This is a genomic window from Parabacteroides sp. CT06 (genome assembly GCF_002257605.1).
GTDB classification, from domain to species: domain Bacteria; phylum Bacteroidota; class Bacteroidia; order Bacteroidales; family Tannerellaceae; genus Parabacteroides; species Parabacteroides distasonis.
On record NZ_CP022754.1, the window covers coordinates 3495132 to 3514152 of the forward strand.

The window sequence follows — 19021 nt, forward strand, 5'->3', positions numbered from 1 at the left end:
GGCAAGGCAAGATCAATAACAGTTTGAACAATAAAAAAGACAAGATATGAACTACAGGAATAAACTAATGAACCTTTCTCTCATCGCGCTGGCAGTATTCTCCGCCTGTTCGGACGAGGTGGAGAACGGTACTCACCCGGGAAAGGGAGACCAGCGTTTGAGCTTCGCCGTAAGCATGGGAGGCACGAACGCATGGAAACCGACAGCCGGCACCCGTGCGGCTTCCGGTTTAGGGGAGAGCACGTACGAGCTGAAACCCATTGAGATGGAAGGCAAGGTGAACGGGAAGACCGTCTACCTTACCGCAGAAGTGACGGACGGATTTCCCGGCGACAACCGTCCGATGACGCGCGGCACGCAAATCTCCGAGACCAACAAGACGGATATGGAGACCTTTGCCTTATCGGCCTATACCGATGCCACCGGCACGCCCGACTTCATGTACAACGAGACGGTCACCTTGAATAAGGACGAAGGCCGTTGGTATCCCACGGGGACATACTATTGGCCCGGCAAGAAGCAGTTGAGCTTCTACGCATGGTTCCCCAGTGCGGCGGACGGCATGACGCTCACTGGCAATACCGATGTTGGCGCACCTGTGATAACCTATACCGTGCCCGATGACGTGAAGAAGCAACAGGACGTGATGAGTGCTGCAGCCATCGGAAAGGATAATCCGACGGCAGACGGTTTCGCCACCACCGACCTGACGTTCAACCACGCCCTCTCGGCAGTGAAGTTCGTGGCAGGGGATGACCTACCCAACTGCGTGGTGAAGTCCATCAAGCTGGATGGCGTGCGCTACAAAGGTACTTACACGTTAGGAACGGACGCATGGACATTGACTGATGACACGCAAGCCTTTACCCTACGTTTAAACAAAGTGGTGGCAGGAAACGGTGGAGCCATTACGGAGGATGGCAAAGGCGAGACCCTCTTCATGATGCCGCAGACATTGTCCGACGACGCGAAGATCGAGGTGGTGCTGAATGACGGAACTGCCGACTTTACGGTGGGCGCATCCATTGGAGGCACGAAATGGGAAATGGGCAAGACCTATACCTACCACATCTCGAACAATTTTGTGTCGCTGGTTACCACCAACGACAAGTTCGTTGCCTTTACGGATGAAACCCTGACGGATCAGGTGGCTTTCTTCTTGAGTGCGTCCGCAACTACTGCCGGGACTACGGGTGAAATCTTAGCAATCCATCGCGACGGACATCACCGCCCGTTACCCCGATGCCGTACCTTACAAGGTGGAGAAACAACCGGGCGGTTACGAGATAGACATCCCCGGCTGGGAACTGTACTACAGCTATCAAGGTACGTTCATCCGTGCCGAAAGGGACTGGTAAAACTGCATGAAACACCAATAACTAAAGAGCTATGATCATCTATGACAGCAAAATCGCCCGTCTGCTCCAAGGCCGGCTGAATCCCTACGATTACGTGACCCTCCCGATCATTACCTTGACCGCCCTCCCCTACGGAGAGAAAGGAATTTGGGAGGAAATGGAGATGAGCATCCACCGCCGCCAGTATACAGAATGCTTCCTTGCGTCACTACTGCCGTCCCTGCTTCTGGGCTGGCAGGTGTGCTGGGGACTTGCCGTCCTGCCACTGTTCATATATTACATCCTCTATTGGGCGGAACAGTTGGCTGTCGGCCATTCGGCATTTGACTACGAGGCAGAAAAGGAAAGCGAGGAAGTAAGCTACTTTGTAGTGAGAAAACGCTTTGCATGGAGCAAATGGTATTGGAAAAAGAAGCTGCCGGCCATCGACCGGAGCTGGTTCTGCTAAAGGAACAGGGCTGGCTCCTATACAGCTACTACAAGCGTGGGCTGCTGTCTGTTTAAGTTGTGTTCGGGCATCCTGGGGCCTTCTTTATGATTAAACGAGATGCAGCCAACGCTTCCTTTCATCACATTCCTCTATTGGGCGGAAAAGGAAAGCGTGGAACTGCAATATCTGATATTCGGGAAGATGGATACAGCCAGAAATGAAAAAAAGAGCTAAACAAGTGCAAATATAATATCTAATATTCAATACTTTATGTGGTATCAATTTCGGGAACGACATTCTAATTTGTCTTAATCCGTTGCAAGTTTCTTCGGGATATATGGGAACATTTACGGGAATTTATTATACCTTTGTCGCATAACCGTAAAAGCAACGCCGATGAAAGCTACCGTCTATCTGAAAAAGTGTTCCCCAGACACCTCGAACATCTGCTTCCGGGTACGGGAGCAGAACGTGGACATAAAGGTCGTGTCCCCTCTTGAAGTGCAGGACAAATATTGGGACTCTGACAGCCTCAGTTACAGGCGCACGACGGCTGTACCTGCCGCCGAGCAGAAACGGCTGCCGGAACAGATTGCCTCCATCATCGAGCGGGCGGAGAAGACTTTCACGGACAAGGCGGACAGCCGGTGGATGAGGCAGGTCATCGAGGATGTGCTGTACCCTACTCGCGCGTTCGAGCGCAACCACCCGAACCTTCTTGCCCGCATCCATGAGTATCTGGAGAAGTATGACGGTGCGGAGAGGACAAAGGAGCATATTATCCGCTTTGAACGCAAAATGTCGCGCTATCACGAATATCGGCGGGAGATACTGGGCGAGGTGGACTTCACTCTCTTCGTGGAGACCGTCACACTGGAGCAGATGAACGGTTTCCGGGATTATGTGGTGAACGAATACCTGCTGCGGCAGGAATATCCCGAATTCTATGCTTCCCGTATGCTCATCAACCATCGGCCAAGGCCGCTTTCCGGCACGACAGTCATCAACATCATGAACCTTTTCTGCACCTTCCTGCACTGGTGCAAGAAGATGAAGTATTCAGACAACGAGGTCTATACCCTCTACGGCTGCAAGGAGCCGACCTACGGCGACCCGTTCTTCCTCACTTCCGAAGAGCGGAATATTCTCTACGATGCTGATCTGAGTGACTGTCCGAAGTTGGCTATCATTCGGGACATCTTCGTGTTCCACTGCTATGTCGGCTGTCGCGTGGGAGACCTGTACCGGCTTACGAGGGACAACATCAAGGACGGATTCTTGGAATACATGCCGCAGAAGACAAAGAAGTGCCAGGCGAAGACAGTCAGAGTGCCCCTGCACGAAAAGGCGTTGAAGATACTGGAACGCTACGATGCCAATGCCGACAGGCTGTTCCCGTTCAGGCAGATACACACTTATAACCTCGGCATACGGGAACTTCTGAAACATTGCGGCATAAACAGGATGGTCACCATCCTCGACACGCACGGCTATAACACTGTGCAAAGGCCCTTGTACGAGGTGGCCACCAGCCATACGGCACGCAAGACCTTCGTGGGCAACCTCTACAGGCAGGTGCCCGACCCCAACTTGATAGCCTCCATGTCGGGGCACGTAGAAGGGAGCCGGGCGTTCAGCCGCTACCGCACGATAGACGATGACATGAAGCGCAGGCTTGTAGAAATGATAGACTAAATCGAAAAGGAGGATATATATGAAAGTGACCGCATTCGTCCGGAAGACCGCCGCCAAGAACAACATCACCGACCAGGCACGGGTCTATTTCCGTGTCCGTGACATCGGCGGCGTGGACATCAAGGCTGCAAGCGAACTGTCCATCAACCCCAATCACTGGAGCCCGGAACGGCAGGGCTACAAGTCCCGCGTGGCACTGGTGTCGGAGGAGAAGAAGATGGTCTTCGACAAGGACGTGCAGCAGATCACCCACCTTATCACAAAAGAATACCACCGGGGCGTGGACGGCAACTGGCTCAAGGGACTGATAGAGGAATACCACCATCCCAACATCAACGCGAGGGGCGGCAACAAGGCTGACGAGTACCTGCTCTCGTACCAGATACGGAAATACATCGACGAGACTCCGCTCGCGGATGAAAGCCGCAAACACCACCTCGACAATCTCAACAAGGTGCTGCGCTACGAGCGTTTCCGGCACGAGGTGCTGCACCAGAGAGGCTTCCACCTGTGCATCGACACCGTAACAGCAGACGACATCAGGGACTTCAAGCTGTGGATGCAGGAGGAGCATAAATATGTGGACATGTATCCCGTATTCTACAGGGACGAGAAACACCGCGATGTCGGGCAGAAACGTTCCGAGAACAGCATGTCTGGTTCGCTCTACCGCATCCGCACCGTCGTCAAGTGGTGCATCAAGCGCGGGCTGACAAGGAACAATCCCTTTGACCAGTACCAGATTGCCCGGCCGATGTACGGTGACCCGTTCTACCTGACGCTCGAAGAGCGGGACAAGGTGTACTATGCCGACCTGAGCGGCATGGGAACTACCTACCCGGTCTACCGTGACATCTTCATGTTCCAGTGCCTGATAGGATGCCGCGTGAGCGACCTGAACAGGCTGACCAAGGCGAACATCGTGGACGGTTTCGTGGAGTACATCCCGCAGAAGACGAAGATGGAACATGCCAATACAGTGCGCGTGCCGCTCAACCAAAAAGCACGGGACATACTGGAACGCTACAAGGATCTGGAGAGCGCCCTGCTCCCCCGGTTCTCGCACTTCGGCTACAACAAGAAGATAAAGGAGATACTCAAGTATGTGGGCATCGACCGTACGGTCATAGTCCTCGACCCGAAGACAAGGGAGGACGTGGCAAAACCCTTATACGAGGTGGCGACCACACATACCGCACGCAAGACATTCATCGGCAACCTGTACCGACAGGTCAAGGACCCGAACCTGATAGCCTCCATGTCGGGACATTCGGAAGGGAGCCGGGCCTTCGCACGGTACCGCAAAATTGACGACGAGATGAAGAAGGAGCTGGTAAACCTTTTAGACTGATAATTTCCCTGTTTCCCCTCCACAGACAATGCAATATGAATATGGACGAGCAGAAATTGACATACGAACAGTTCAAGGCTGACATCCTCCAGTGGAAGGACGCGCACAGGGAAGAATACCGCCGCTTCGCGAAAATGATGGCGGACGGGAACGAGGTGCAGTACCTTGCCGTATGCCGTGCCATATTCAGACAACTGCCCGGCATCAAAAAGGAATGGCAGATGTCATGGTGTGACGACAGCACGGACGGCTTTAGAAACATAGACCTCCATTTCAAGGAGAACGCGGTGCCGGGGAAGATCGTGGAACTTTACAGGAAACAGAGGGAAGAAGACACAGCCCCGCCTCCGACCACATTCTGGGGCAGAATGAAATACATTTTCAGACAGAGCCTGAGAAAACGCTGCGTGACCTTGTCCGCCCCTCTTGTATTGAGCTGGCTGTATTACGGCAAGAGCTTCGAGGCCATGGTGGACATGGTCAGCAGGCAGGCGGGACATCCCAAGGCAGGGAACGCCGAAAGGATGGGCTGCTCCATTGTCGTCAAACAGATTATTGAAGTGTCCATAAAGAACGGTTTTCGCACGCAGGAGGACTGGGATAAACATTTCGCCATGAAAGACGCCATCGAGAAAGGCAGCATCGGCGAATGGGCGTTGCAGTCCTTAAAGGACGGGAAGGGTGGCGGTGATACCGAAGGCAGCCCGGCAGCAACGGAGTTCGTCAGCGGTACGGTGCCGCAGGCGCAGCGGACGGCCGGAAAGAAGAAGATACAGGAGCGGCCGCTTGCAGATTATCTCAAGTGCGGAAACAGGGAGGAAGTCCTGCAATGCATCCGCCGTTTCGTTTCCATAAACACGAGCGCGGTCCACCAGGCACTGCCGTTCTATGTGCTGAAAGACCTGCGGCTGGTGGCCGGGATGCACGCCGCGAAGGAGTACAGCGTGGGGATGGCACTGCAGTTCCCCGACCTGCCATCGCTGAAAAGCGAGAGTGCCATACGGCAGGCGGTCGGCTTCCTGAAGACGGCAAAGCACGTAATCAAAGACGGCAGGGACCAGTCCGCCCCGCTCATCGAAAGCGACGAGAACCGGGAACTGTACCGGACACTGGCGGCAGAAATCAAGAAAATCATCTCTGATGATGAAGCGGAAACGGCCGCCGGATAAGGCAAAATGAGCCGTTTTACATGGTCATGCAGACTTGAATTGTCATGACAATTTAAGACAAGGCATTATATATCAATTCGTTTCAATTCCCATATACTTTTGCACCGTCAACCTTTTCCCTAAGGTCGGCGGTGCTTCTCTTTTATAAGCCATCGGAAGCGGGGCATCAGGGAACTTTTGAAGATGGTCATCACAAACTTCAAAACTGATATTTATGATCACCATAGAAAGTCTGGTCGAACAGGGCGCGAACGTGAAACTGGAAGTCACGCCCGCCGACCTTAAGATGTTTGCCGAGTCCATCGTGCAGCGCACCATCATGGCGCAGCAGGAGGAACGGGATGCCGCCATGAAGCGTGAGGCGGAAGAGACATGGCTCAATACGAAACAGGTCCGTGAGTTGTTGAACGTGTGCGAGGGCACACTCAACCTGTGGGCAAAGCGGGGCTACCTTGTGCCTGTCAAGGTGGGCAACAAGAACATGTATGCCAGGTCGGATGTCCGGCGTGTGCAGACGGGAGGGAAATCCGAGAGTGTGACATCCTATTGCAAGAAGAGAAATGGCTGACATGACACACACCCGACTTGAACTGTGCAACATGATCCGCATGGAGGCGGAACATACCGAAGGCACCGGCTTCCCTCTGGAAGTGTTCCCGCAGACGGTTCAATCCGTCATCCTTGACATGGCCCGGTACGAGAACTACAAGACAGAGTTCATAGCGACTGCCATGATTTCGGCTGTATCTGCGGCATTGGGCGGCACCTACCGTATCCGCATCAAAGGCGAATGGCAGAGCAATGCCGCCCTCTACATCATCCTCGTGGGCAGGCCGGGACTGGGCAAGACACCGCCGCTGGAGGCGGCATACCGTCCCATACGGAAGCACGACTATGCCCTGTTCAAGGCGTATGAGTCGGAGTTGGAGGCATGGAAAGCTGCCGGGGAAAACGGGAAGAAGCCCGTGCTGCGGCGTACCGTCGTGTCCGACTTCACCCCCGAATCGCTCCTGCTGACGCACAACAACAATCCCCGTAGCGTGGTCATCCTCGTGGACGAGATCATGGGGATGTTCAACTCTGCCAACCGCTATACCAACGGACAGCTCATAGAGCAGCTGCTCACGGCATGGAGCGGCGGGGCACTGGACGTGACAAGGGTCGGCAGCACTATACCTGTCCACATAGAACAGCCGTGCATCAACATCATCGGAACCACGCAGACCAAGCGTATCCACGAACTGCTCACGAAAGGCTTCGAGGAGAACGGACTACTCGACCGTATCCTGTTCGTGCTGCCCAAATCCCGTGAAGTGTCAAAATGGACTGATTGGGATGATGGCGGGGAGGACAGGGCATCTCTGGCGGCGGCACGCTGGGAGCAGATACTTGGCAAAGTACTCGCTCTGGACTATGACACGGGAGAGGAAGAAAGGATATCCCATGTGCTGTCCATGGACAGGGAGGCAAAAGAGTATTTCTTCTCATGGTGGAACAGGAAAGTGGAACGCATCAACCGGATAGAGGACGATGCCGAGGTGGACAGCCGTGAGATGAAGCATCCGGCGCAGGTGGCACGGCTGGCCCTGCTCATGCAGGTGCTGCGGTATGCTTCCGGCGAGAGCCATCTGCAGTCTGTGGATATGGTATCGGTAAAAGCCGCTGTCCGGCTGAACGGTTATTTCGAGGACTCGTACCACCGCATCCGTTCATTCGTGGCAGAGGACATGTGCGAGGAACCGCCCAAGGTACTGCTGTCATTGCTGCCGGACACGTTCGACACGAAGACGGCCATCGCCACAGGCAAGGAACAGCAGAATGTCAGCGAGCGCACGGTGATGAACTACCTCAGGGAACTGTGCAGGAGCGGGTTACTGCGGAAGTCCAAGGCTGGGCATTACGAAAAAGTCATATATGATAAATCTAGCAAATCTAATGAAAACGATAATGAACCGCCAACCCGAAACTGCAACTGATGACCCCTTGTTGCAGCCTGCAGTCTTTGCAGTTTTGCAGTTTCAGGGTTCTAAAAACAGGTATTTCCTGCAAGACTGCAGGAACTGCAAACTGCAAATGATGGTTTTCATTTGCAGAAACACATAACCGACAGCATATATGAACGAATATAGATTTCATCTACAGAAATACCGTCCGGGCAGCAAGACCGTCTGTCCGGAGTGCGGCAGGAAGTCCTGCTTTACCCGTTACATTGACGAGGCAGGTCGGATTTCCTTTCCCGATAATGTTGGCATCTGCGACCACATCAACAGTTGCGGCTACCACTACACCCCGAAGGAGTATTTCCGGGACAACCCTACTGTCAAAGAGCGGTTGAATGGACACGAAAGGGATGTCCGGGTAAAGTCGGCTGTAAGGACAGTACCGGAACTGGAGCTACAAATTTCTTATCTTCCCTATGATTGGGTGGAGCAGTCCATGCGCAGGTACGACATCAACCCCTTGTACCGATACTTTACCAAAGTGATGGGCAAGGAGAACACGGACAGACTGTTCTGTCTTTACAGGGTCGGCACGTCAAGAATGTGGGGCGGTGCGACCGTGTTCTGGCAGATAGACCGGGACGACAATGTGCGTGCAGGCAAGATTATGGGCTATGCTGCCGCAACCGGACACCGTATCAAAGAGCCTTTTAACCAAGTCAACTGGGTTCATTCGGTGAGGAAGGTGCAGGATTTCCGTATAAAACAGTGCCTGTTCGGTGAACATCTGCTTTCGGACACTTCCGCTGCCATGTCAGCCAAGCCTGTAGCCATTGTCGAAAGCGAGAAGACGGCACTGGTTGCCGCCCTGTTCATCCCTGATTTTGTATGGCTTGCCACCGGGGGAATGCACGGCTGTTTCAACAGTGAGGCCATGCAGGTGTTGAAAGAACGCGAAGTGATTCTTTTCCCAGATCTTAAGGCAACCGACGGATGGCGGCAACGGCTGCCGATGCTGGAGACTATCTGCAGGCGTGTCACCTGTTCCGAACTGCTGGAAAAGATGGCGACCGATGAACAGCGTAGTTTGGGACTGGACATCGCCGACTTTCTGCTGATGGAGGATACGCCACAGATGATTCTCGCGAGGATGACACAACGCAATCCAGCGTTGCAGACCTTCATCGACACCTTCGGACTCGAACTGGTGGATGCAGAAAAAACGGAATAAAAGAGGAGCAATGGACAGCTCGCTGTCCCGTGAAAATGGGGTTGTAAAATCCCGTAGCTTATTAGGGCATTTTCACCGTCTCCGCTTCGCATCCGGCAGTCAAAAAGCCCATAAGCCGGGGAACTTCTCAGGCCCCCGGGTGTGCCTCCGGCTGTCTGACGGGATTTTACAACAAGAATAACAATAAAACAACGAGCAGATATGAGTAATACACAATACGCTGTCTGCCACCTGCAGCGTGGCAGCGGCAATGACAGTGGAATGTCATGCCATATAGAGAGAAAGGATGCCAAGGGAAAGATTTATGTGCCGGTCAATGCCGATGCGGACCGGACACATTTCAACCGTGAGTTGGTCAGATTTCCCGATGGCGTGTCCAATCGTACCGAGGCGATACAGCGCCGCATCGAGACCGCCGGGCTGCGTCGCAAAGTCAGCCAGAACCAGACAAAAGCAATACGTGTAATGCTGACCGGAACGCATGAGCAGATGATGAGAATTGCCAATGACGGCAAACTGGACAGTTGGGTCGATGCCAATCTCAAATGGCTAAAGGAGACCTTTGGAGTCGACAACATTGTGTCTTGCGTGCTGCATATGGACGAGAAGACCCCACACCTGCACGCCACAGTTGTGCCCATAGTAACCGGTGAGCGTATCCGCAGAAAGCGGGAAGGCGAAAAGAAATATGAAACGAAGTCCGGTCCCCGTCTGTCGGCGGACGATGTGATGCGTCGTGCCAAATTGCATGAATACCAGAACAGTTATGCCAAGGCCATGAAACCGTTCGGGTTGCAGCGTGGAATTGTCGGATCTACCGCCAAGCATCAGGCGAACTCGGAATATTACAGGCAGCAGGTAATCCAGTATGAAGAGGATATAGCCAAGTTACAGGCCGATGTGGAGAAGGCGCAAGAAGGCAGGCACACCATCCTCGCGTGGTTCGGCAAAGGAGACCTTTCCAAGGCAAAGAAGGAACTGGCTGACAAGGACAGGCTGATTGCCGAACTCAATAAACAGATTGAGGAACTACAGGCAGAAAAGGCACGGTTGCAGGAACAACATAAATCAGAAATCGGGAAACTGCGAAACGGCTATCAAAAAGAAATAGACAAGGCCATTCATCAGGCAGAAGCGGCAGAACGGCAATTCAAGGAGAAGGATGCACTCATAGACAGGCAGAAGAAGCAGATAAGTTTGCTTGACCGCAAGGCCAATCCCCAACGTTACAGCCTATCGTCCGGTGCCGAGCTTGTACGTGTCAATGTCTCAAACTACCGGAATCCGTCGCTCCACATCTGGACACGGGTCGGTGATGAACTTTTTGAGAACATCAAATTCCAAATAGACTATGATGTGGCCCAAAGCCATTTCAACGGTCAGATCACGGACGAGGAATTTGTCAATGCCGTCTTCGAGCCACAGGAGCAGGTAAATGGAAAGCAGGCAGAGCTATTGGGTGCAGTTTTTACCCTTGCAGCCGGAGGACCGGCACAGCCCCATGTCGGTACCAGTGGTGGAGGGGTGTCTTCGGAACTTCCGTGGAATGATAAGAAACCCAAAGGATTGAAACGATAAAGCTATCAATTCAATAGATAGATTAGCAGAAAAATATCTACTTTTGTATTGGATATAAAAATATAACGATGAAATTATCAAAATTATATAGTAAGTCACTTTGGAAAGACAGTTGTTTGTACGCAGTTAGTTTCATTGCTGCTATAGAAACTATTTGTGCTATCGCTAATTTTAGCATTACAGATATTTGCAATATACAGAAATGGTGGGAGAAAGGCTTGGTTATTGTGGGTGTATTTTTATTATTTTGGATTATAATATCTGTAGTAAAGGCATTCAGAGCAGACCATTCAATCACTTTAAAAATAAAAGGAATCAATGTTAAAATTGAAGAAGGGGATATATTTGAGTCAACAGATTGGAAATTAATCCCTTTTAATGAATTTTTTGATACCACTGTAGATGATGTCGTTATTGCTCGAAACTCGTTGAATGGAAAATTCATAGAGAGATTACAAGATATTGATGATTTGAACCGAAAAATTAACGAAGCTGACGATGTGCCTGGAATGAGGAAAAAAACGAAAGCAGGTAGAATCTGTTATTCGCTAGGGCGGATTATTGCTTATCAGGATTATATGTTATTAGCATTTTCTCATTTCGAAAATAATCAAGCTCTATTATCTCACAACGATTATGAAATTTGCCTTAGAACTATGTGGAAGGAAATAAGTAGAGTTTATGCAAATAGACCTATTACCATACCGTTACTAGGTGGAGGAATAACACGCATTACAGATAAAAATGAATTTCAATTGCTCCGTTGCATTCTTTGTACACTTAACACATCGAATGCTCAAATATATCAACCCATAACAATTGTACTGACAAGAGAATCTATTGATAGAATTAATTTATACGATATAAAAAAATTATTTTAGTCATGAATTACAGAACAAAAACTTACATTGCAGCAGATTGGGATCATGATGAAGATGCCGTCAAAGAATTATATAAATGGAATAACAGTTCCAGGTACGGACTTACATTTTCAGATGCTCATGAGTTAAAACAAGCAAGAGATTCGAGTCTAAATTGCTCAATTAAAAAATCATTAGCCGAACGATTGGATGCGTCTAAAACATTTATCCTTATCGTTGGAGACCATACAAAAGAATTAAAAGCTGGAGGATGTCAATACTGTGGCAGTTATAATAGCTATTGGGGAACTTGTGGCAGAGGACATACAGTAGATACTCGAAGTTATATTGATTTCGAATGTGAAAAAGCAATTCGAGATGGTTTAAAGATAATAGTCCTATATAAATCAACATTCGTCAATAGGGACAAATGCCCAGAAATGATCAAATGGAAAGGTATTCATGTTCCGATGGAAAAATGGATTGGGAACAACTTGTATTGGGACTATGATTCTGTAAAAAACGCTATCGAACAATAAACAGATATTGCCCCGTAAATTAATATCCTATGGGGCAATATCTTGCTTCGTTAATTACCATGTTATAATTTTATCTACAATCTCTTGTTGTTCGGCGCTGCTACGACGCAGATAAATGCGAGTAGTTTCTATGCTTTCATGCCCCATGAGGTCGGCAAGCAGAGATATGTCATTGAATTTCTCCAAAAAATTCTTGGCAAACCGATGACGGAAAGAGTGAGGATAAACGACTTTCTCATTCAGTCCGTATTTCACAGCATAGTTCTTCAACTGCTGGGCAATACCTCTTGTAGTGATACGCTCTCCGAAACGATTGAGGAAAAGGTAACCACTTGTGCGATTGGTCTTGATTAGCCATTCGGCTGTTTCTTTTCGTAATGTTTTGGGAATATAAATCCTGCGTATTTTACCTCCTTTGGTATAAATATCGTAATACCCAATCTGAACATGCTCTATCTTTATCTGTATCAATTCACTGACTCTTGCACCAGTCGCAGCGAGAAAACGCACTACAAAATACCAGATCAGATTATCTTCCCTTTTTAGTTTGTTCTTTAGGAAGATATAGTCAGCATTACTGATCACATTTTCCAAATATGAACGCTGTTGTACCTTGACCGATTTTAATCGCAAGCGCGGCTTTTTTATGCACTCAAGGTATTTATTCATAGCCTGTATACGCAGATTCACAGTCTTTGGCTTGAAGGTTTCGATGAGATAAGTTTTATAGATGAGCAAATTCCGCTTGTTCAATTCCCTATGCCGAGAATAATACTCCCTGATGGCATAAAGATAAGCGTTGATGGTATTTTCCGCCATATTCCCCTGACGCAAATACAATTCAAAATCTTCATTGTTCATGTTCTTTACATTATTAGTTAAACAAATTGTTATCACTAATAATGTAGTGAGCGGTTAGTGCTTTGAATTCCTATTATGAGAAGTTTCTCGCTACGGGTGAGGTGAAATGCATTGACGAGGAGATTCCGTTTGAGATTCCAAATAGATGGGAGTGGGAAAGATGGGGTAATATTGCATTATCAATCCAATATGGATATAATGCCCCTGCCATTGAACGAGGAGATATAAAGATGGTCAGAATTAGTGATATTCATGATAATGTAGTTCAATGGAAAGATGTTCCATTTTGTAATATAGAAGCATATAATATTGATAATTATCTGCTTAAAGAAAATGACATTCTTTTCGCAAGAACTGGTGGAACTGTAGGTAAATCATTCTTAGTTCAATCTATCCCTGAGCCAGCTATATATGCTGGCTACCTTATAAGGACGAGATATTCACAAGAGCTTTGTCCACAATATCTTAAATCATTTATGGAAAGCCAATTGTATTGGGAACAATTAAAATCTGGAACAATTGCTACCGCACAACCCAATTGTAATGGGAAAACATTAGGGAAGATGCTTTTACCAATTCCTCCGAAAGCAGAGCAGACACGTATTGTGCATAAAATAGCAAGTCTTATTCCTATTTATCAGCGGTATGCTAAAGCACAGCAGAATTTGGACAATCTCAATGAGATTATAAATGATAAACTAAAGAAGTCCATTTTGCAGGATGCGATACAGGGTAAACTAGTTCCACAAATAGCAGAGGAAGGTACAGCCCAAGAACTGATTGAACAGATACGGCAGGAGAAACAGAAATTCGTAAAAGAGGGAAAGTTAAAAAAGTCTGCTTTGACTGATTCTATTATCTTCAAAAGTGACGATAACAAGTATTATGAGCAGATAAATGGGCGAGCCGTTCAGGTAGAGTGTGATTACGACTACCCAGATACTTGGTCGCTTGTGAGATTATCCTCAATTTGCACTCTTATTGATGGCGAAAAGAAAGACGGGCAGCACCTATGCCTTGATGCAAAATATTTACGAGGAAAGAATGCCGGAGAATATCAGCAGAGAGGCAAATTTGTCCACAAAGGAGATAATATCATCCTTGTGGATGGGGAGAACTCCGGCGAGGTTTTCACTGTGCCTTGCGATGGCTATATGGGTAGCACATTCAAGCAACTCTGGGTCAGTTCGACTATGCACTTGCCTTATGTATTGAACTATATCCTATTCTACAAGGAGTTACTGCGCAAATCAAAACGAGGTGCAGCCATCCCACACCTAAACAAGGAGATATTCTATTCTCTTATTATCGGTATTCCACCGTATCAAGAGCAGATGAGAATTGTAAACAAAATCAATGAAATATACTGCAAGATCAAGGTGTAATCAAGCCTTAATCTTGCCAAACAATTCTGATATTCGGCTGCAAATGCGTTCTTGCTCATTAAGTGGCGGAAGTGGTACAAGTGTATTGTGTAAAGCTTTGGCAGAAAATCCCTGAATACCAATACCTTTTCCTCCAATAACACCTATTTTATTGTATAGATAGAAGATATAATAAAAGTATTTTGTACAAAGAGGATAGTAGGCTCTCAATTTATGTATGTGATTCTGAAGCATTATAGGTAAATCATATTCCCAAATACATGCTCTGCCCACATCACCTCCTTCACAAACTAACAAATCTCCTTTGACGGCTTGGTTGCGTTCAATTTCATTCTCTTCAAAATGCATCTTTTTGAGATTGTTAAGATTAAATCCATCCCAATACAAATTAGATGTGGTAATATACTCCAAAAATTTGCCAGAAGAATTACTCTGATTAAGTTGCTTCCCATTATTATGAGCAAAGAGTATTCCTATTCTTACCCATGACCACGTGTTAGGTATTTCAAACGGTATATCATCTGTTATATCAATTAATTTACTACCTATCTGCTCATAATACTTGTTATCGTCACCTTTGTAAATAACAGAATCTGTCAAAGCAGACTTTTTAAGTTTGCCTTCTTTGACAAGTTTCTGTTTCTCTTGTTTTATTTGTTCAAGCAATTCCTGTGCAGTTCCTTCATTTGTAATCTGCGGTACAAGCCGCCCTTGGATTGCTTCTTGTAAAATACTCTTTTTGATAACATCATTGATCGAAGAGTTTAAAAGATTTTGTTCATTTTGTGCCTTATCATATTTCTCAACTACAGGAAATACGTCTTTAAGTTTATCTGTTATTCGATTCTGTTCTGCTATAGGTGGTAGTGGTATCAGCAAACTTTTCAGCCTATTGGCAGAGAGCCCTGGCATAGCTGTTCCTACGGAAGTCAGATTATTACTCTCCTTTTGTAGATACATAAAGTAATATACATACTCACAAGTGCCATCAACAAGAGGTCTCAATCTATGAACATGATTTTGAAGACAAATATCATAATCATAGTTCCAAATAGCAGAACGACCGTAACCGGCACCCCCTTCACAAACAAGTAAATCGCCTTTAGTAGCAGAACAAGTTTTAATCTCTTCCTCTGTAAAATTCATAACTTTTATATTGTCAAGGACGAAATATCCCCAATATAGATTGGATGTAGTTATAAACTTCTGTGGTTTTCCGTTACTCTTATTACTACTACTTTGCTGTTTCCCACTCGCATGATTAAAGATATTACCGATGCGTGTCCATTCCCACCCCTGCGGAATTTCAAACGGGATCTCGTCATCAATGCATTTCACCTCACCCGTAGCGAGAAACTTCTCATAATAGGAATTGTCCTCACCACGATAGATGATAGATTCATTCTTGTCTTTTTTGATTTTCTTCTCTTTAACTAACCGAGCCTTTTCCGCCCTAATCCGTTCAAGGAGGACAGATGCCGGTTCGTCATTCGGATCTTGCGGTACAAGTTTTCCTTGTATCGCCCATTGAAGTATGCTGTTTTTAAGTTGCTTCCCGTTCATTATTTATTAAAATATCAAGGGAGGTTAATTTATTCCCCGTAGTCCTCATCTTCAATGCCTAATTTACCCTTATTCATGGCATTGGCTATATCTATCTTCAATTCTTCATCATAATCTTTGCCTGTCATAAAGCTGTTTATGATGCGTAGTAGCAAGCCTTGGTCGATATTCGATGCAGCCACATGATAAATGATAGATTCCAATGTTCGCATACAGATGCAAGCGTGCCAATAGTAATTATTCTTGTGTAAAAAGTAAGCACCCAAAGTCAGCGCAATACGCTTATTCCCATCGTTGAAGAAATGCCCAGAGCAGAATCTGTACATGAGATAGGTCAGTTTGTCTGCAAATGTCGGGTAATACAAATCGTTCTGCACAAAATCAAGTGTAGCACGAATACCACCCTCGTCACGTACTCCTTCAAAGCCTCCATCACTGGCATCTATCATCTTATCATAGATGTTTAAGGCTTCATCGTAGTCAATATAAACAATTTTCTCATTCATCTTCCGCCTGCTTTAAGCGTTTCAGCACGTCCTTATTTTCAGTCAAAATATGGTCGAAATCAATTGACTGATCACCAATAAACCGCTCAAACTCTTCGGGGGTTACGGCTCTCAAATAATTTGCTATATTACCATGATAAGCATCACGGAAACTGTAATCCCTTGAAGCCATTTTTGTCCGGGCGTCATTAAGATAAGGTTTCTGCATGGGATGCTCTGCAAGTTCATTAACGATATGTTCCACTTCTTCAAGAGTAAGGCACATACCATGCTTTGCTTTATACCTTTCTCGTATGGCAGCCCCAACACCATTCTCAAAGGAAGAAATAACAAGTAATACTTCCGCATACAGTGTGTGCCGAACATTGTCTTTGCTGTCGAGTTTCAGTATCTCCCTGTATTCCTTTGCGTTTTCTTTGAAAATAGCCTTATAGATATAGTCTGTAATTAAAGAATACTTATATGTGACATGTCCAATTACACACTGACTGATGGCAGATGTGAGATTCTTTCGGTAATTTTCTTCTGTGATAGCAGCAGGTATGTAATTGACATCCCTACGATTGATATATTTTGTGCCACCGCCTGTTTTTTCATTGATGGTAGATATGACTAAATCCAACATAATACTTCGCACCTGTTTGGCTTTCTCACTTTCCGTAAGCAACATACCTATATTCAAAAAAGCCCGGAAGTTGAACAAGCCAAGTTGGGTAGTCTTGCTCGCCTCATTTATAAGGTGAGCAAATTGCAACTTAAACTCTTTCAGAGATTTACCTTTGCATAAAACATATCCGTTGTGTTTCAACTCTTCACCATGCGATGACAAATAACGGTCTATTGTGGATGTGTCCACTTCATAGAAATCGGCAACCATTTGTTTGGTGAACAGGTATTCTCCATTGAAAAGCATACCAGTAATACCAATTTGGGATTGCACCTTTTCAACGGCAAAACGGTTATTTAATATATTCTGCCTATCTATATCGGATGTCGTTAAGTCCTTCATACTTATGCTCATTTCAATTGTTACAAGCTTCTTATTCCTGCGGTAATTCGATTCCCAATATGCGTTGTATCTCGGCCAGCGTCTTGTCTATCTCATGGTCAAGGGCCGCCCGTTTTTTGTAATAGTCAGCCAACAGTTCGGCCGGAGGCAAAATTTCCTCATCTTCTTTCGGAAACTTGCATAAGTCGAAATTACAGTCAGAACCAATCAGGTCTTCGACCGAATAGCAGCGAGCTTTCTCGTTCCCGTCCTCAATAATGATATCCTTACGGTCATTCCACCATTCTTTGATAGGATTACAATGCTCCAAACGCATCGGTTTTGTCTTGGAAAAATGCTTGTATCCCTCCGGCATATCCAAACGATAGAACCATGTCTCTTTGGTAGAGTAACCTATAGGTGAATCGTCTGCTTTTTCGTTATTGAAGAATAAAATATTGGTTGCGATAGGTGTATACGGTGAAAAAATACTACCTGGCAGACGAATAATAGTGTGCAGGTTAAAATCACGCAACAATTTTGTCTTTATGGCTATCTTGGTATTGTCCGCACCAAACAGAAAACCATCAGGAACAATAACGGCTGCCCTGCCGTTTTTCTTCAAGCGATACATGATAAGCACCATGAACAGGTCGGCAGTTTCACTGCTTCGCATATCGGAAGGAAAATGAGACTTGACATCGGCTTTTTCGTTCCCACCATATGGAGGATTCATGAGTACGACGTCAAATTTATCCTCTTCCGTATAGTTGAGAACATCTTTAGTCAGTGAGTTGTCATGAAATACCAATGGCTTATCTATGCCGTGGAGTAAGAGATTAGTCACACACAGCATATAAGGGAATTGTTTCTTTTCTATACCAAATACGGATTGATTAAACTTCTCCCTGTCTTCAGCAGTGACCACGCGCTTGTCAAGTTCTCCAAGCCAACTGGTAATAAAACCACCGGTTCCACAAGCGAAATCCGCCATCTTCTCCCCAATCTGCGGCTTGATTATTTCCGCCATAAATTCAGTTAAAGCTCTCGGCGTATAAAACTCACCAGAAGATCCAGCGGATTGCATTTCCTTGAGTATGTTTTCGTAAATTTCACCGAAAGCATGACTTTCTTCATAATCGGCAAGATTTAGATCATCAATTACATTCAGAACCTGTCGGAGTTGTACTCCGTCTTTCATGTATTGATTGGCGTCCTCAAAAGTTGTTTTCACGATTGCTTGTCGGATAGGTGTATCTGGGGTAATCTCTATCTTCTTGAGTTTATCAAATACCACATTGTTGACAAATGATAGCAGATCATCCCCAGTCAAAGCATTTCCACTTCCATCATCGTGAGCCCAATTACGCCAACGGCATTCTTCTGGAATAATAGATTGATAATCATCCTCCATTTCCCAGTCATTTTCCTTTTCATCATAAACTTTTAGGAAAAGCATCCATGCCATCTGCTCTATGCGCTGTGCGTCACCATTGATACCGGCATCATTGCGCATTATATTGCGTATTCTTTTTACGAAATTTGATAAACTCATATTTTTCTTTTC

General features: G+C 46.6%; 17 protein-coding genes. 12 read left to right on the forward strand and 5 right to left on the reverse strand.

Annotated features, from left to right (window positions below; genetic code table 11):
* The first annotated feature begins 46 nt into the window (after positions 1-46).
* The 11 genes from CI960_RS15375 (at position 47) to CI960_RS15425 (ending at position 12151) form a co-directional block, all read left to right on the forward strand.
* A complete protein-coding gene (locus tag CI960_RS15375; protein WP_232520531.1) occupies positions 47-1393 on the forward strand; it encodes a fimbrillin family protein in 1347 nt (448 codons plus the stop codon).
* Positions 1390-1806: a hypothetical protein gene (locus CI960_RS15380; protein WP_048928706.1), complete on the forward strand. Its 417-nt coding sequence runs from the start codon at positions 1390-1392 to the stop codon at positions 1804-1806. Before CI960_RS15375 ends, CI960_RS15380 begins: the two co-directional genes overlap by 4 nt.
* A 378-nt stretch (positions 1807-2184) precedes the next feature.
* Entirely contained in the window at positions 2185-3483 is a 1299-nt protein-coding gene (locus tag CI960_RS15385; RefSeq protein ID WP_094582429.1) for a site-specific integrase, read from the forward strand.
* Between the two features lie 19 nt (positions 3484-3502).
* On the forward strand, positions 3503-4834 hold the full coding sequence (locus CI960_RS15390; protein ID WP_094582431.1) for a site-specific integrase: 1332 nt from the start codon (positions 3503-3505) through the stop codon (positions 4832-4834).
* 35 nt (positions 4835-4869) lie between these two features.
* Complete coding sequence (locus CI960_RS15395) at positions 4870-6003, forward strand: DUF6043 family protein (protein WP_094582433.1); 1134 nt, start codon at positions 4870-4872, stop codon at positions 6001-6003.
* A 286-nt stretch (positions 6004-6289) separates the two neighbouring features.
* Complete coding sequence (locus CI960_RS15400) at positions 6290-6571, forward strand: helix-turn-helix domain-containing protein (protein ID WP_232520533.1); 282 nt, start codon at positions 6290-6292, stop codon at positions 6569-6571.
* A complete protein-coding gene (locus CI960_RS15405) occupies positions 6564-7979 on the forward strand; it encodes a DUF3987 domain-containing protein (protein ID WP_094582435.1) in 1416 nt (471 codons plus the stop codon). The genes CI960_RS15400 and CI960_RS15405 overlap by 8 nt, the downstream gene beginning before the upstream one ends.
* Positions 7980-8118: 139 nt before the next feature.
* On the forward strand, positions 8119-9174 hold the full coding sequence (locus tag CI960_RS15410; protein WP_094582437.1) for a DUF6371 domain-containing protein: 1056 nt from the start codon (positions 8119-8121) through the stop codon (positions 9172-9174).
* 201 nt (positions 9175-9375) lie between these two features.
* Positions 9376-10752 carry a MobV family relaxase gene (gene mobV, locus CI960_RS15415; protein ID WP_094582439.1) on the forward strand — a complete coding sequence of 459 codons (1377 nt, stop codon included), beginning with the start codon at positions 9376-9378 and terminating at the stop codon, positions 10750-10752.
* 68 nt (positions 10753-10820) lie between these two features.
* Positions 10821-11633, forward strand: a complete 813-nt coding sequence (locus CI960_RS15420) for a macro domain-containing protein (RefSeq protein ID WP_094582441.1) — start codon at positions 10821-10823, stop codon at positions 11631-11633.
* Positions 11634-11635: 2 nt separating this feature from the next.
* On the forward strand, positions 11636-12151 hold the full coding sequence (locus tag CI960_RS15425; RefSeq protein ID WP_094582444.1) for a TIR domain-containing protein: 516 nt from the start codon (positions 11636-11638) through the stop codon (positions 12149-12151).
* Positions 12152-12205: 54 nt separating this feature from the next.
* Here CI960_RS15425 and CI960_RS15430 read toward each other — a convergent pair whose 3' ends face one another.
* The gene (locus CI960_RS15430) at positions 12206-13012 is read right to left on the reverse strand and encodes a tyrosine-type recombinase/integrase (protein ID WP_094582446.1); all 807 of its coding nucleotides are present in this window, start codon (positions 13010-13012) and stop codon (positions 12206-12208) included.
* Between the two features lie 62 nt (positions 13013-13074).
* Here CI960_RS15430 and CI960_RS15435 point away from each other — a divergent pair, with 62 nt between their 5' ends.
* Positions 13075-14397, forward strand: coding sequence for a restriction endonuclease subunit S (locus tag CI960_RS15435; RefSeq protein ID WP_232520534.1), 1323 nt, complete (start codon positions 13075-13077; stop codon positions 14395-14397).
* Here CI960_RS15435 and CI960_RS15440 read toward each other — a convergent pair whose 3' ends face one another.
* Genes CI960_RS15440 through CI960_RS15455 form a run of 4 tightly spaced genes read right to left on the reverse strand, consistent with a single transcriptional unit; the run spans position 14398 to position 19009 of the window.
* Positions 14398-15960 carry a restriction endonuclease subunit S gene (locus CI960_RS15440; protein ID WP_094582448.1) on the reverse strand — a complete coding sequence of 521 codons (1563 nt, stop codon included), beginning with the start codon at positions 15958-15960 and terminating at the stop codon, positions 14398-14400.
* Positions 15961-15989: 29 nt separating this feature from the next.
* On the reverse strand, positions 15990-16466 hold the full coding sequence (locus CI960_RS15445) for a Fic family protein (protein ID WP_094582450.1): 477 nt from the start codon (positions 16464-16466) through the stop codon (positions 15990-15992).
* Positions 16459-17475, reverse strand: coding sequence for a DNA-binding protein (locus tag CI960_RS15450; protein WP_094582452.1), 1017 nt, complete (start codon positions 17473-17475; stop codon positions 16459-16461). Before CI960_RS15450 ends, CI960_RS15445 begins: the two co-directional genes overlap by 8 nt.
* 31 nt (positions 17476-17506) lie before the next feature.
* A complete protein-coding gene (locus CI960_RS15455) occupies positions 17507-19009 on the reverse strand; it encodes a class I SAM-dependent DNA methyltransferase (RefSeq protein ID WP_094582454.1) in 1503 nt (500 codons plus the stop codon).
* Positions 19010-19021: the final 12 nt, after the last annotated feature.

Bases quoted from the DNA above. Each gene is read 5' to 3' on its own strand.
- CI960_RS15375 (WP_232520531.1), top strand. From the start codon at position 47: ATGAACTACAGGAATAAACTAATGAACCTTTCTCTCATCGCGCTGGCA.
- CI960_RS15380 (WP_048928706.1), top strand. From the start codon at position 1,390: ATGATCATCTATGACAGCAAAATCGCCCGTCTGCTCCAAGGCCGGCTG.
- CI960_RS15385 (WP_094582429.1), top strand. From the start codon at position 2,185: ATGAAAGCTACCGTCTATCTGAAAAAGTGTTCCCCAGACACCTCGAAC.
- CI960_RS15390 (WP_094582431.1), top strand. From the start codon at position 3,503: ATGAAAGTGACCGCATTCGTCCGGAAGACCGCCGCCAAGAACAACATC.
- CI960_RS15395 (WP_094582433.1), top strand. From the start codon at position 4,870: ATGAATATGGACGAGCAGAAATTGACATACGAACAGTTCAAGGCTGAC.
- CI960_RS15400 (WP_232520533.1), top strand. From the start codon at position 6,290: ATGTTTGCCGAGTCCATCGTGCAGCGCACCATCATGGCGCAGCAGGAG.
- CI960_RS15405 (WP_094582435.1), top strand. From the start codon at position 6,564: ATGGCTGACATGACACACACCCGACTTGAACTGTGCAACATGATCCGC.
- CI960_RS15410 (WP_094582437.1), top strand. From the start codon at position 8,119: ATGAACGAATATAGATTTCATCTACAGAAATACCGTCCGGGCAGCAAG.
- mobV (WP_094582439.1), top strand. From the start codon at position 9,376: ATGAGTAATACACAATACGCTGTCTGCCACCTGCAGCGTGGCAGCGGC.
- CI960_RS15420 (WP_094582441.1), top strand. From the start codon at position 10,821: ATGAAATTATCAAAATTATATAGTAAGTCACTTTGGAAAGACAGTTGT.
- CI960_RS15425 (WP_094582444.1), top strand. From the start codon at position 11,636: ATGAATTACAGAACAAAAACTTACATTGCAGCAGATTGGGATCATGAT.
- CI960_RS15430 (WP_094582446.1), bottom strand. From the start codon at position 13,012: ATGAACAATGAAGATTTTGAATTGTATTTGCGTCAGGGGAATATGGCG.
- CI960_RS15440 (WP_094582448.1), bottom strand. From the start codon at position 15,960: ATGAACGGGAAGCAACTTAAAAACAGCATACTTCAATGGGCGATACAA.
- CI960_RS15445 (WP_094582450.1), bottom strand. From the start codon at position 16,466: ATGAATGAGAAAATTGTTTATATTGACTACGATGAAGCCTTAAACATC.
- CI960_RS15450 (WP_094582452.1), bottom strand. From the start codon at position 17,475: ATGAAGGACTTAACGACATCCGATATAGATAGGCAGAATATATTAAAT.
- CI960_RS15455 (WP_094582454.1), bottom strand. From the start codon at position 19,009: ATGAGTTTATCAAATTTCGTAAAAAGAATACGCAATATAATGCGCAAT.